The organism is Pseudomonas sp. KB-10, from assembly GCF_018221585.1.
Classification (GTDB): domain Bacteria; phylum Pseudomonadota; class Gammaproteobacteria; order Pseudomonadales; family Pseudomonadaceae; genus Aquipseudomonas; species Aquipseudomonas yangonensis.
Window position 1 is genome coordinate 85,075 of the sequence record NZ_QYYB01000003.1, and the last position, 13,804, is coordinate 98,878.

At 64.3% G+C, this 13,804-nt stretch carries 13 protein-coding genes; 10 read left to right on the plus strand and 3 right to left on the minus strand.

Annotated elements, in window-relative coordinates; genetic code table 11:
- The first annotated feature begins 38 nt into the window (after positions 1-38).
- The 9 genes from DXK50_RS08880 (at position 39) to DXK50_RS08920 (ending at position 8,397) form a co-directional block, all read left to right on the plus strand.
- Positions 39-1,172: a glycerate kinase gene (locus DXK50_RS08880; protein WP_212630063.1), complete on the plus strand. Its 1,134-nt coding sequence runs from the start codon at positions 39-41 to the stop codon at positions 1,170-1,172.
- Positions 1,173-1,286: 114 nt separating this feature from the next.
- Positions 1,287-1,748 (plus strand): outer membrane lipoprotein, encoded by a 462-nt coding sequence (locus DXK50_RS08885; protein WP_024307411.1) that lies wholly within the window; start codon positions 1,287-1,289, stop codon positions 1,746-1,748.
- Between the two features lie 294 nt (positions 1,749-2,042).
- Positions 2,043-4,835 (plus strand): monovalent cation/H+ antiporter subunit A, encoded by a 2,793-nt coding sequence (locus tag DXK50_RS08890; protein WP_212630064.1) that lies wholly within the window; start codon positions 2,043-2,045, stop codon positions 4,833-4,835.
- A gap of 1 nt (position 4,836) precedes the next feature.
- Complete coding sequence (locus tag DXK50_RS08895; protein ID WP_024307413.1) at positions 4,837-5,166, plus strand: Na+/H+ antiporter subunit C; 330 nt, start codon at positions 4,837-4,839, stop codon at positions 5,164-5,166.
- Positions 5,163-6,674, plus strand: a complete 1,512-nt coding sequence (locus tag DXK50_RS08900) for a monovalent cation/H+ antiporter subunit D (RefSeq protein ID WP_161864385.1) — start codon at positions 5,163-5,165, stop codon at positions 6,672-6,674. The genes DXK50_RS08895 and DXK50_RS08900 overlap by 4 nt, the downstream gene beginning before the upstream one ends.
- Complete coding sequence (locus tag DXK50_RS08905) at positions 6,671-7,168, plus strand: Na+/H+ antiporter subunit E (protein ID WP_161864384.1); 498 nt, start codon at positions 6,671-6,673, stop codon at positions 7,166-7,168. Before DXK50_RS08900 ends, DXK50_RS08905 begins: the two co-directional genes overlap by 4 nt.
- Positions 7,153-7,422, plus strand: coding sequence for a K+/H+ antiporter subunit F (locus tag DXK50_RS08910; RefSeq protein WP_161864383.1), 270 nt, complete (start codon positions 7,153-7,155; stop codon positions 7,420-7,422). Before DXK50_RS08905 ends, DXK50_RS08910 begins: the two co-directional genes overlap by 16 nt.
- A gap of 12 nt (positions 7,423-7,434) precedes the next feature.
- Positions 7,435-7,773 carry a Na+/H+ antiporter subunit G gene (locus DXK50_RS08915; RefSeq protein WP_161864382.1) on the plus strand — a complete coding sequence of 113 codons (339 nt, stop codon included), beginning with the start codon at positions 7,435-7,437 and terminating at the stop codon, positions 7,771-7,773.
- A gap of 108 nt (positions 7,774-7,881) precedes the next feature.
- On the plus strand, positions 7,882-8,397 hold the full coding sequence (locus tag DXK50_RS08920) for a GNAT family N-acetyltransferase (RefSeq protein WP_212630065.1): 516 nt from the start codon (positions 7,882-7,884) through the stop codon (positions 8,395-8,397).
- 168 nt (positions 8,398-8,565) lie between these two features.
- On the opposite strand, the gene DXK50_RS08925 is transcribed toward DXK50_RS08920, so the two are convergent.
- The 3 genes from DXK50_RS08925 to DXK50_RS08935 all read right to left on the minus strand — a co-directional run bounded on the left by DXK50_RS08925 (position 8,566) and on the right by DXK50_RS08935 (position 12,350).
- Positions 8,566-10,179, minus strand: coding sequence for an NAD(P)/FAD-dependent oxidoreductase (locus tag DXK50_RS08925; RefSeq protein WP_212630066.1), 1,614 nt, complete (start codon positions 10,177-10,179; stop codon positions 8,566-8,568).
- Positions 10,180-10,328: 149 nt separating this feature from the next.
- Complete coding sequence (locus DXK50_RS08930; protein WP_212630067.1) at positions 10,329-11,456, minus strand: MFS transporter; 1,128 nt, start codon at positions 11,454-11,456, stop codon at positions 10,329-10,331.
- Between the two features lie 222 nt (positions 11,457-11,678).
- Positions 11,679-12,350 (minus strand): COG3650 family protein, encoded by a 672-nt coding sequence (locus tag DXK50_RS08935; protein WP_212630068.1) that lies wholly within the window; start codon positions 12,348-12,350, stop codon positions 11,679-11,681.
- Positions 12,351-12,475: 125 nt separating this feature from the next.
- Between DXK50_RS08935 and DXK50_RS08940 the strand changes: the two genes are divergently transcribed.
- Entirely contained in the window at positions 12,476-13,357 is an 882-nt protein-coding gene (locus tag DXK50_RS08940; protein ID WP_212630069.1) for an RluA family pseudouridine synthase, read from the plus strand.
- The last annotated feature ends 447 nt before the right edge of the window (positions 13,358-13,804 follow it).

Below are 13,804 nucleotides of genomic sequence, written 5' to 3' on the forward strand. Positions count from 1 at the left end.
CGTCCGCCGGGCGCCTGCCTCCTTTCGAGGTTCCTATCATGAAAATCGTCATCGCTCCCGACTCCTTCAAGGAGAGTCTCAGCGCGCCCGATGTGGCCGCTGCCATCGCCCGCGGCTGGCAGCAGGTGTTTCCTGAGGCCGAATGCCTGCTGCGGCCTATGGCCGACGGCGGCGAGGGTACAGTCGATGCGCTGTTGGCAGCCGTTGGCGGCGAGCGCCGTGAACGCGAAGTGCGTGGCCCCATGGGCGCGCTGGTCAAGGCACATTGGGGCTGGCTGGGGCAGGGCACCGCGGTCATCGAAATGGCGGCGGCCAGCGGTCTGCATTGGGTGCCGCGCGAGCAGCGCGACGCTCGCCTGGCCTGCAGCTTCGGCACTGGCGAACTGATCCGCGAGGCGCTGGATGCCGGCGCCACGCGCATCATTCTCGGCCTGGGCGGCAGCGCCACCAACGATGCCGGTCTCGGCCTGCTGCAGGCGTTGGGCATGCGTTTTCTCGATGCTCGGGGGGATGAGCTGGCGCCCGGCGGTGCGGCTTTGGCGACCCTCGATCAGCTCGATCTGAGCGGCCTTGATGCACGCCTGCTCAAGGTGCAGATCGAGGTTGCCGCCGATGTCGACAATCCCCTGTGTGGGCCGCGCGGCGCTTCTGCCGTGTTTGGTCCGCAGAAGGGCGCGACGCCTGAACAGGTCGCCGAGCTCGACAAGGCGCTTGGCCGCTTCGCCCGCATCGCTGCTGCCACGTTGGGCGAGGATCATGCCGAGTTTCCAGGTGTCGGCGCCGCTGGCGGGCTCGGCTTCGCCGCGCGTGCCTTTCTCAAGGCGAGCTTCCGTCCCGGTATCGAGCTGGTAGCCGAACTGTCGGGCCTCGCCGCGGCGGTGGAGAATGCAGATCTGGTGATCACCGGGGAAGGGCGCATGGATGCCCAGACCCTGCACGGCAAGACCCCCGTCGGTGTGGCACGCGTGGCTCGTGCGGCCGGGGTGCCGGTTATCGCCTTGTCCGGTAGCCTGGGCGACAACTATCAGGCGTTGTACGAGGCCGGTATCGAGGCCGCGTTCAGCCTGGCCCCGGGGCCGCTGTCGCTGGAGCAGGCGATGGCCGGCGCGGCAGGTGAGCTGCAGGCCCGTGCCACGGACATCGCGCGGCTCTGGCGTCTCGCCCGATCCTGACAGGACGAACCTAGCTGAACTCGGTCTGTCTGACATAAGAATTGTTCAGACTCAGTCGTGACAGTTGCGCGCGCCCGGCGTCTAATGGATCAAGATACCTCTGGAGGAATTGCTATGCGTAAACCTACTCTGCTCATTACCTCTCTGGCCGCGCTGCTGGCCCTTGGCGGCTGTCAGTCCAGCCTGACCGGCGACACCTACAGCCGCGACGAGGCCCGGGCGGTGCAAACGGTACGCATGGGCACCATCGAGTCGCTGCGTCCCGTGAAGATCGAAGGCACCAAGACGCCGATCGGCGCTGGCGCTGGCGCCGTGGTCGGCGGTATCGGTGGCAGCGGCATCGGTGGCGGCCGTGGCAGCGCGGTGATGGCCGTGGTCGGTGCGGTTGCCGGTGGCTTGCTTGGCGCTGCCGCCGAAGAAGGGCTGACCCGCACCCAGGGCGTGGAAATCACCGTGCGCGAAGACGACGGCACCATGCGCGCATACGTGCAGGAAGTCGAGCCGAATCAGGTCTTCCGGGTTGGCGAGCGTGTGCGCATCATGACCGTTAACGGTACCAGTCGCGTCACTCACTGAGTGCTCTAGACGAGCCGGAGCAGTCACGGCTGCTCCGGCTTTTTTGTGTCCGGCTACAGTGGTGAGCGATCATTGGCATGGTCGCAGCCGATCTGCATGTAACCAAGTGTGTTTAATGATCGTTCAATGCATGACGTTGTGTTGATAGTTATGGATAATCGGCGGTTATGCTTGTGCCGACAACGACTTAGCTGATCCGTTGTGGTGCATGGAATATCACCGTCAGGGAGTTGCGACTCCAGTTCTCGTCGCTGGGCCGCCTGACCCGGCGTGCCTGCATAAGGGGTTTATCCGATGGCGCTTGCGCTGATTGTCGCCTTGCCATTTCTTGGGTTGTTTCTGCCGGTGCTTGCCGACCGGCTTGGACGCTCGGCCTGTGCCGCGGCCACGGCCCTGGCGCCCGTCTTGGCACTGGTCCTTCTGTTCAATCATCGATCGGCGGTGTTCGCCGGTGAGGTGCTGCGGGTCAAGCTGGAGTGGCTGCCGAGCCTGGGCCTGAATCTCAGCCTGCGCCTCGATGGCCTGGGCTTCCTGTTCGCCCTGTTGATTCTCGGCATCGGCCTGCTGGTGATCCTCTACGCGCGCTATTACCTGGCCAAGACCGAGCCGATGGGGCGTTTCTTCGCCTTCCTGCTGCTGTTCATGGGCGCCATGCTGGGTGTGGTGCTGTCGGAAAACCTGCTGCTGATGCTGATGTTCTGGGAGCTGACCAGCCTGTCGTCGTTCCTGCTGATCGGCTTCTGGGGTTCGCGCTCCGATGCCCGCAAGGGCGCACGCATGGCGCTGGCGATCACCGGCGGCGGTGGTCTGGCGCTGCTCGCCGGCATCCTGCTGATCGGTCACATCGCCGGCAGCTTCGAGCTTTCCCAGGTGCTGGCCGCCGGTTATGCGATCCGGGCGCACGAGCTGTATCCGGTGGCGCTGGTGCTGGTGTTGCTGGGTGTGTTCACCAAGTCGGCGCAATTCCCCTTCCATTTCTGGCTGCCGCACGCCATGGCGGCACCGACGCCGGTATCGGCCTATCTGCACTCGGCAACCATGGTCAAGGCCGGGGTGTTCCTGTTGGCGCGCCTGTACCCGGCGCTGGCCGGTTCCGAGTGGTGGTTCTACATGGTCAGCCTGACCGGACTGGCCACGCTGCTGGTAGGCGCGGGCATGGCGCTGTTCCAGCATGACCTCAAGGGCCTGCTGGCTTATTCGACCATCAGCCACCTGGGCCTGATCACCCTGCTGTTTGGCCTGGATACGCGCCTGGCCGCTGTGGCCGCGGTGTTCCACATCATCAACCACGCCACCTTCAAGGCCTCGCTGTTCATGGCAGCGGGCATCATCGACCACGAAACCGGCAGCCGGGACATGCGGCGTATCAACGGGTTGTGGAAGTACATGCCGCATACGGCGGTGCTGGCGATGGTGGCGGCTTCGGCCATGGCCGGTGTACCGCTGCTCAACGGCTTTCTGAGCAAGGAAATGTTCTTCACCGAAACCCTGCACCAGCACCTGCTGGGCGGGTTCAACTGGGTGATTCCGGCTGCCGCGACCCTGGCTGGCGTGTTCTCGGTAGCTTATTCGCTGCGTTTCATCCACGACGTGTTCTTCAACGGCGAGCCGATCGATCTGCCCAAGTACCCGCCGCACGAACCGCCGCGCTACATGAAGGTGCCGGTGGAGGTGCTGGTTTTCCTCTGTCTGCTGGTGGGCGTGGTGCCGGCCTATACGGTGGCACCGCTGCTGGCCGCCGCCGCTGCCTCGACGCTGGGCGGCGAGTTGCCCGAATACAGCCTGGCGATCTGGCATGGCTTCAACTTGCCGCTGATCATGAGCCTCGTCGCCCTGTTTGGCGGGATCATCGTATACGCCTGCCGCAAACCGCTGTTCCGTTGGTATGAAGGTTTGCCGAATCTGGACGCCAAGGATGCCTTCGATCAGGTGGTGCGTTACATGACCCGCCTGTCTGTGCGTATCACCAAGCTGCTGGAAAGTGGCTCGCTGCAGCGCTACCTGGCGTGGATGCTCGGCAGTGCCCTGACTCTGGTGGTAATCGCCCTGTCGCCGCTGGAACAACTGACCGGCAGTGTGGCCATGACACCGATCGATCCGCTGACCGTCACCGGCATGCTGATTCTGATGGTGACCGCAGTGCTCACCGTGGTCTTCCATCGTCGTCGCCTGGTGGCCCTGATGATCCTCAGCGCCGCCGGCCTGATGGTGGCACTGGCCTTCGCTCGTTTCTCCGCCCCGGACCTGGCGCTGACCCAGCTGTCGGTGGAGGTGGTGACCATCATCTTGCTGATACTTATCCTGTACTTCATGAACGACCGCACCCCGGCCGAGTCCAGCAGCCTGCGCGGTTTGCGCGACCTGGTCCTGGCGCTGGGCAGCGGTACCATGGTGGCGATGCTGACCTACGCCGTGCTCACCCGTCCTTATCAGAGCATCTCGTCGTTCTTCCTTGAAAACAGCGTCTCCGGTGGTGGTGGCACCAATGTGGTCAACGTGATCCTGGTGGACTTCCGCGGCTTCGATACCCTGGGCGAAATCACCGTGCTGGCCATCGCTGCCATCGGCATCTATGCGCTGCTGCATGGCCTGCGCCTGCCGCATACGACCCACGACAAGAACGGGCGGCCGTGGTCGACCGATGCCCATCCGCTGATCCTCGACAACCTGGCGCGTGCGATGCTGCCAATGGCGCTGCTGATCTCGGCGTTCATCTTCCTGCGTGGTCACAACCTGCCCGGAGGCGGTTTCATCGCAGGTCTGATCACCTCGGTGGCGCTGATCCTGCAGTACATCTCTCATGGCGTGGCCTGGACCCAGCAGCGCCTGAAGTTCAGCTATCACGCCACCGCCGGCTGGGGCGTACTGATCGCCGGGCTGACCGGTCTCGGCAGTTGGGCGTTCGGCTCGCCGTTCCTGACTTCGGCGTTCGGCCATTTCCATATTCCGCTGATTGGCGAAATCGAACTGGCCACCGCCATCCTCTTCGATCTTGGGGTGTACCTGGCCGTCGTCGGTGCCACCCTGCTGATTCTTTCCAACATCGGCCATGTCAGTCAGGACGAGTCGTACAAGGAGGTCATCTGATATGGAGGCAGTATTCGCGATCACCCTCGGAGTGCTGACTGCCAGCGGCGTCTACCTGCTGCTTCGCGCCCGTATCTTCCCGGTGGTGATGGGGCTGACCCTGATCTCCTATGCGGTCAACCTGTTCATCTTCGCCATGGGCCGTCTCGGTACCGGCGTGCCAGCGGTGATCGGCAAAAGCGCCGAGTACGGTGATCCGCTGCCGCAGGCGCTGGTGCTGACCGCGATCGTCATCGGCTTCGCCATGACCGCTTTCGTCGTAGTGCTGGCGCTGCGTGGCCTGGGTGAGTTGAAAACCGATCACGTCGATGGCGAGGAGCCGCGCGCATGAGTCACGCCATCATCCTCCCCATTCTTCTGCCGCTGTTCTTTGGCGCGCTGCTGCTGGTCGGCCACGGTTGGTCGCGCGAGATCAGACGAGGCATTTCCCTGGTGGGCTGCCTGGCGCTGCTGCCAGTGGGGATATATCTGGTGACGCTGGCCGGGGCAGGGCAGCTGCAGGTTTACGCCCTTGGCAATTGGGCGGCGCCGTTCGGCATCATGCTATTGCTCGACCGGCTCAACGCTGCACTGCTGCTGGTCACCGCGCTACTTGCAAGCCTGGCGCTGATCTACGCCTGCCGTGGCGAAGACGAGCGCGGGCCGAACTTCCATGCGTTGTTCCAGTTCCAGCTGCTGGGCATCAACGGCGCCTTCCTGACCGCGGACCTGTTCAACCTGTTCGTGTTCTTCGAGGTTCTGCTGATTTCCTCCTATGCGCTGTTGCTGCACGGCAACCGCGCCAATCAGGTCAGGGCCGGCGTGCATTACGTCGTGCTCAACCTGCTGGGCTCTTCGTTCTTCCTGATCGGCGTCAGCCTGCTATACGGTCTGACCGGGACTCTGAACATGCCGGACCTGGCCGCGCGCGTTGCCAGCGTTGATGTTGCCGATGCGCCGCTGATCAAGGCCGCCGCCTACCTGTTGCTGATCGTCTTCGGCCTCAAGGCCGCCGTGTTGCCGCTGTGCTTCTGGCTACCGCGCGCCTACGCCGCGGCGCCCGCTTCGGTGGCCGCCTTGTTCGCCATCATGACCAAGGTCGGTTTCTACGCCATCGTCCGCGTATTCACTCTGGTGTTCGGTGAACAGGCCGGGCCGCTGGCCAATCTCGGCCATGAGTTGCTCTGGTGGCTGGCGCTGCCGACCATCGCCTTTGGCGTCATTGGTGCCCTGGGTGCACGACAGCTGCAGGCGCTGCTGGCTTATCTGGTGGTGGTTTCGGTGGGCACCCTGTTGGCCGGCTTCGCCATTGGCAACGCCGCTGCACTGAGTGCTGCGCTCTACTACATGCTGCACAGCACGCTGATCAGCGGTGCGTTGTTCCTGCTCGCCGGCCTGGTGGTCGCCCAGCGTGACAGCGCAGGCGGTGATCTGCAGCAGGAGCGTGTGCTGCGTCAGCCGCTGTTGCTGGGCTGCATGTTCTTCTTCGCATCCATCTCCGTCGCCGGGTTGCCTCCATTCTCCGGTTTCTTCGGCAAGCTGTTGCTGCTGCGTGCGGCCGAGCCTGGCTGGCAGGCCTGGAGTCTGTGGCCGGTGGTGCTGATCGGCGGCTTGCTGACCCTGGTTGCGCTGAGCCGTGCCGGTACCAGTCTGTTCTGGCTGGGGCACGGCGCGGACGCAGCGCCTTCCAGAGCCGAGCCTACTGATCGCATCAGCCTGTTTGCCACGCTTGGTCTGTTGCTGGCCAGCCCGCTGCTGCTGATCGCTGCCAAACCGATCCTGGCTTATCTGGAGGCCGCTGCGGCGCAATTGCTCGATCTGCAACCTTACCTGTCGATCATCGCCGGAGGTGCAGCATGAGACGTTTCTTCCCTCACCCACGGATGATGCTGGTTCTGATGGTGCTCTGGCTGCTGCTGGTCAACACCCTCAACCTGGGGCATATCCTGCTCGGGGCGTTTCTTGCCTGGTCCATCGTGCATCTGTGCAGCGACTTCCTGCTGCACGTGCCCAGGGTGCGCAAGCCGCTGGGGCTGCTGCTGTTCATTGGCAAGGTGTTCTACGACATCGTGGTGGCCAACCTGCAGGTGGTGAAGCTGGTATTGGGCCCGAAATCGCGCCTGAAGCCGGCATTCGTCGAGGTACCGGTAGAGATCGAGGATGAGTTCGTCCTGTCGACTCTGGCCTGCATCATCTCGCTGACGCCCGGTACGGTCTCTGCCAGCCTCAGCTCCGATCACAAGACGCTGCTGGTGCACGGGCTCGACGTGCCGGATCGCGACGAGCTGGTCGCGGCCGTCAAGAGCCGTTATGAAACGCCGCTGCTGGAGATTTTCGAATGCTCGAAAACGTAGTCTTCCTGTGCATGGGCATCCTCACGCTGGCGATGCTGCTCAATGTCGCGCGCCTGGTCGAAGGGCCGAGCGTGGTCGACCGGGTGCTGGCCCTGGATACCCTGTACATCAACGCGCTCGCGCTGATCATGCTGTTCGGCATCTGGTTGGCATCGGATCTGTTCTTCGAGGCCGCACTGCTGATCGCGGTAATGGGCTTCGTCGGCACGGTCGCGGTGGGTAAACACCTGCTGCACGGCGACATCATCGATTAAGGGGAAATGACCATGCCGTTCTGGCTGGAACTGTTGATTTGCGTCTGTCTGATCCTGGGCAGCCTGTTCGCCCTGGTCGGCGCCATTGGCCTGTATCGCCTGCCGGACTTCTTCACCCGCCTGCATGGCCCGACCAAGGCCACCACGCTGGGTGTCGGCGGTACGCTGATCGCCTCGATGCTGTTCTTCGCCCACCACACCGGCAGCCTCAGCCTGCACGAGCTACTGATCACGCTGTTTTTGTTCCTCACCGCTCCGGTCAGCGCACACATCCTGTCCAAGGCGGCAATGCAGAAGAAGCTCGAACTGTTCGAGCAGACCCGTGGCCAGCCGTGGGACGATGATCACTGATCCACTGTCAGTCGTTTCTCGTCCCTGGCTGTAACTGTCGCCAGGCGATCGCCCGCCCTAGACTGCATCCTTTGAGCGAAGGACGCGCTGCGTCAGGGAGTCAGGAGCATGAGCGAGCTGGTCATTCGTCAGGCCGTTGTCGAGGACATCGAGGCGCTCTGCGCTTTGATTCTCGAGCATGGCCCCAACCCCTGGAATCATCTGCCCGAAGTCGAGGTTCGCCAGCACCTGCTGGGGATCGCGGCGAGCACAACGCTGGCCGTTTTGGCCGAGGAGCAGGGGCAATTGCTGGGGTTCGTCAGCTATCGTCTGACCGAGGATTTCGCTGCTCACCAACCCGCTGCGCGTGCCGGGCAGCTGCACGGCTATATCTGTGAGGCTGTGGTGCATCGCGACTGCTCGGGTCGCGGACTTGGCGCTCAGCTGCTCACGGCAGCAGTGCAGGATCTCTGGCGACTGGGTGTGCGCGATGTCTATATCGATCGCCACGAAGAGAACGCCGCCTCGGCAGGCATGATGCGCAAGGCCGGTTTCACCGAGCTGCTGACTTATCCCGACCCAGCCCGGCGCCCCCATGGTTCGGGACGTTCAACGCTTTGCTGTATACGCCGTGATGAAGATTGACGAGGCGGCGCCGGCTTCAGGATCGCGAATGAATTCGCGTCTACAGAAGGCGCCCGGTGTTGCGGCGCGCGCCTGACCGGTAGGAGCGGATTTATCCGCGATAAGGCCGGACACGCTCGTCAGAAAGTTGAATCAGGGGCCGGAAGTCGGCCCCTGTGCGTGCAGGGGTTAGCGATCCAGAGCGAGCATGTCCTTGGCCACTGCCTCCGCCACGCGGATGCCGTCGACCCCGGCTGAAAGAATGCCGCCAGCGTAGCCCGCGCCTTCGCCGGCGGGGTACAGGCCCTTGAGGTTCAGGCTCTGCAGATCGTCGCCACGGGTGATGCGCACCGGAGAGGAGGTGCGCGTTTCGATGCCGGTGAGCACCGCATCGGCCAGGTCGAAACCCTTGATCTGCTTGCCGAAGGCCGGCAGCGCCTCGCGGATGGCTTCGATGGCGAAGTCCGGCAGCGATGGCGCCAGATCGCCCAGTTTCACCCCCGGCTTGTAGGAGGGCTGCACCTCGCCCAGAGCGGTGGACGGTTTGCCTGCGATGAAATCGCCCACCAGTTGCCCGGGCGCCTCGTAGTTGCGTCCGCCGAGCACGTAGGCGTGGGATTCCAGGCGCTCCTGCAGCTCCACGCCGGCCAGCGGGCCGCCCGGGTAGTCCTGCTCGGGGGTGATACCAACGACGATACCGGCGTTGGCGTTGCGTTCGTTGCGCGAATACTGGCTCATGCCGTTGGTCACCACGCGTTCCGGTTCGGAGGTGGCGGCGACCACGGTGCCACCCGGACACATGCAGAAGCTGTATACCGAACGGCCATTGCTGGCGTGGTGCACCAGCTTGTAGTCGGCGGCGCCGAGCTTCGGATGGCCGGCGTACTTGCCCAGGCGCGCTCGGTCGATCAGCGACTGCGGGTGCTCGATGCGGAAACCCACCGAGAAGGGCTTGGCTTCCAGGTAAACGCCACGGGCATGAAGCATGCGGAAGGTGTCGCGCGAGCTGTGGCCGAGGGCAAGGATCACGTGGCGGCTGTTGAGCTGCTCGCCGCTTTCCAGCACCACGCCGGTAAGCTGGCCGTCTTCCATCAGCAGGTCGCTGACGCGCTGCTGGAAACGCACCTCGCCGCCGAGGGCCTTGATCTCCTCGCGCATGGTGGCAACCACGCCGGTGAGGCGGAAGGTACCGATATGCGGCTTGCTGACGTACAGAATCTCGTCCGGCGCGCCGGCCTTGACGAACTCTTCCAGCACCTTGCGCCCGTAGTGGTTGGGGTCCTTGATCTGGCTGTACAGCTTGCCGTCGGAGAAGGTACCGGCGCCGCCTTCGCCGAACTGCACGTTGGAGGTCGGGTCGAGCACGTTCTTGCGCCACAGCCCCCAGGTGTCCTTGGTGCGCTGGCGCACTTCCTTGCCGCGCTCCAGCACGATGGGGCGCAGGCCGGCCTGGGCCAGGATCAGCGCGGCGAAGATGCCGCAGGGGCCGAAGCCGACCACGATGGGGCGCTCGTCCAGCGGCGCCTCGGCCTTGCCCACCGGCTTGTAGGTGATGTCCGGCGCCGGGCCGACATGCTTGTCACCGCTCAGGCGCGCCAGCAGCGCCGCTTCGTCTTTCGCCTCGCAATCGATGGTGTAGATGAACGGCATATCGCCGTACTTCTTGCGCGCATCGTAGCTGCGCTTGAACACGCTGAAGGCCAGCAGGTCGGCATCGGCGATACCCAGGCGCTGGACGATGGCCGGGCGCAGGGCCTCGTCGGCATGGTCGAGGGGCAGTTTCAGTTCGGTCAGGCGAAGCATGGCAGTGTCCTGGTTGGCCGGTAGTGATCCGGCAAGGTGAAGAAGGGCGGCGATTGTACGAGATTCAGGGGCGAAAGGGGCCGCCGCGTCAGCGGCCGTAGCCGTGCAGATCAGGCCTTGCGGACGATTGCTGCGCCACTCCGCTGTGTTCAGCGTCTTTCCAGCGGGCGGCCTCGCACGAACATCAGGGCAGCGCCGGCCAGCGTTGCAGTGCAGGCATAGAGAATCACCGCCTTTGCGCCAAACCCGTCGATAATCAGCCCGCCGAGCACCGCACCTGTGGCAATGGCCACCTGAAAGGTCGAGGACAGCAGCGCGCCCGCGCTTTCGGCGTGATCGGCAGCTGCCCGCGCATTCCAAACGGAGATCGACACCGGGAAGGCCCCGAAGGCGAAGCCCCAGAGCGCGGTCGCCACGAACGCGACATTCACTTCGGCACCGAATAGCACCAATGCAAGCGCCACGAGGGTGATCAGGAACGAGCAGCTGGCCACCGCCCACGCCGGGCTGCGCGCGGCGACGACGCCCCCGATCAGGTTGCCGAAAAAACCGCAGACACCGAATGCCAGCAGGGTCAGCGACACGGTGCCGACGTCCAGACGCGGCACCTCCTCCAGAAAGGGGCGGATGAAGGTCAGCGCTGCGAAGTGCCCGGAAATGACCAGCAGACCGGTCACCAGGCCGATGACCACCGCGCGGCGCGACAATGCGGCCTTGAACGAAGCCAGACCAGGCGCAGCAGCGGACGGCAGTCGGGGCAGCGTCAGCATCTGGATTGCCAGCGCCGCCACGCCAATCCCCGAAGCGGCGAGGAAGGTCATGCGCCAGCCCCACAGATCACCCAGGAAGGCTCCCAGCGGTGCGGCGAATACCGTGGCGAAGGAAATGCCCATGAGGATGATCGAGATGGCTTTCGGCACCTTTTCGGGCGGCACCAGGCGCAGGGCCAATGCGGTCATCATGGCCCAGAAGCTGCCAAGGGCGAAGCCCAGCAGGCCGCGTGCGATCAGCAGGACGCTGACGCTCGAGGCGTAGGCCGAGAGAATGCTGGAAAGCACCAGCACGACCATCAAGCCCCAGACGATCTTCTGGCGATCCAGCCGGCCGGCGCATAGCACCATGAGCGGGCCGGCAAATGCCGCGACCACTGCTGTCGCGGTTATGGCCTGCCCTACGATGCCGTTGGAGGCACCCAGCTCGGTCGCCATGGGCGTGAGCAGGCTGATCGGCAAAAACTCCGCGGTCACCAGCCCGAAGGCTCCCAGGGCCAGCGACACGACGGCCCACCATGCGGCGGGCGGGGAGCTGGGTTGGTCGGCGGCCGTTGAGGCGGGCTGAGGCATGTAGAAATCCTTGCTGTTCATCTCGCGCCGGGGCTCGGAGGAGCTGTCCCGACGCGAGCGACTCTGTGAAGAGGGTGTCAGACGACACGGTAGACACGCCCGCAGTTCGCTGGCGATGCGCGCAACTTGCCGGGGCGGTAAAGGGGCGGGTGAGGTTCAGTTGCGCATGGCACCGAAGTGCGCGCAGCCGCGCAGCACCTGGCCATCGAGACGCAGTTCGGCACTGAGGTGATTGACCGCGCCGCTCATGCCGTCGACGCAACGCTGCGGGGCGACCCACAGATCGAGGCGCTGGCCGTTGGCTTCGCTGCTGTAGTTGAGGCGGCCATCCGGCATTTGCTCTTCCAGGTAGGGCAGGGCCAGCGGCTCGTGATCGGGGCGGTTGAGGACCAGGCCCTTACTGCCGACTTCCAGTTGCCAGAACGGTTCGTTGCCACTGGCGCGCAGGGCCAGGCGCTTGAAGTTGAGATCGTCACAGCCGTGTCCTTCACCTTGCAGGCGATAGATCTGGCTGACCTCGAAGCGACCGTCGTTGCCTTTGCCCTGGCTGCCACCCAAATGACCGCCGAGGTCGACGAACAGGCTGGAATGGCCATCGCTGCCGAGTCGCGTGACTTCCCGCTCGATACCGGTACTCTCGCCATCGACCAGCACGAAGCGGCGCTGTTCCTGACAGGGCATGAACACCAACTGGCCATTCTCGACCTGTACCTGACCCTGCAGGCGGGTGGCCGGAGGCGGCCCTTCCGGTTTGCCGGTGTAGACCTGGCAGGCGGCCAGAAGCGGGAGTAGGGCGACGCTGGTGAGCAGGGGGCGGGTGATGGACATGGGTCTCTCCAAATACGAGCGGCCACCATAGCCACAGCGCGCCCCTGGCTCAAGCCGTTTGCTTTGACTGAGCCTGGCGAGTGCGGCCTAATTCGCCCGTCCGGTCCGATCGAGCAGCCTCTGCAATGCCCAACCCCCTCATGCGCCCCAGTACCCTTCATCTGCCACAGGGCGACTGGGCCACGGTACTCGATTGCCTGTGCGATCACTTTCCCGCCATCGACCGCGCTACCTGGCAGGAGCGTATGGCGCGCGGCCGGGTGCTGGATGCGGCCGGCACGCCCATTGATGCCACGCATCCCTACCGGGTCGGGCTCAAGGTGCGCTATTTCCGTGAGGTGCCGAACGAGACGCCGATTCCCTTCCTCGAACAGGTGCTATGGCAGGACGAGCACCTGCTGGTCGCCGACAAGCCGCATTTTCTGCCGGTAATGCCGGCAGGCGAATATGTCGAGCAGACCCTGCTGGCGCGCCTGATCAAGTGCACCGGCAATCCGGACCTGGTCCCGATCCATCGCATCGACAGGCTCACCGCCGGCCTGGTGCTGTTCTCGGTCAACCCGGCCAGTCGCGGCCAGTACCAGGCGCTGTTTCGCCAGCGTGCGGTGGAAAAGCGCTACGAAGCTATCGCTCCGGCGTTGCCGCAGTTGCAGTTTCCCTACCTGCACCGTTCGCGCATGGTCGATGGCGAGCCCTTCTTTCGCATGCAGGAAGTCGCGGGCGAGGCCAATAGCGAAACCCGAATCGAGGTGCTGGAACGGCGCGGTGGCCTATGGCGTTACGGCCTGTCGCCGGTGACGGGGCGCAAGCATCAGCTGCGCGTGCATCTGGCCGGTCTCGGCGCGCCCATCGTCGGCGACGATTTCTATCCGCAGTTGCTGGAGTCGCGCAACCTGCCGGATGACTACAGCAAGCCACTCAAGCTGCTGGCGCGCGGCCTGCGCTTCGTCGATCCGCTTAGCGGGCAGAGGCGCGAGTTCGAAAGCGAACTGCTGTTGCAGTGGTAGCCCTGGTGCGTATGGCGCACCCTATGGCTGTGGGAGGGGCTCAGCCGCGCGCTTTTTCCTTGCCACACAGCCAGGCGTGCAAAAAAGGTTCTTCGCGTCATCGCGGGGTAGATCCGCTTGACATCGGACTGGCAATTAAGTGTTAGCTGCCGATGACTTGGCACTATCCATTAGCACGCCGCCTGGCCTGATGGGTTTCGCCCCTTACAGGCGACTCACTTTCTTTGCTTGTGCAAAGAAAGTAAGCAAAGAAACACACCCCTGCATACGGCCCCGGCTGCGCCGGGGTTCCCTCGCTCCATCACCGCTCTAGGGGCACGCTGCGAAGGGCCATCCATGGCCCATCGCAGCTCTCGCGACATCCGTGTCGCTCAACCCCTTCCGCGGCGATTCCACTCGGCCTCCTGAAGGGGAATTGGGCGTCGTCTGTGAGATCGCGCTTCAAGA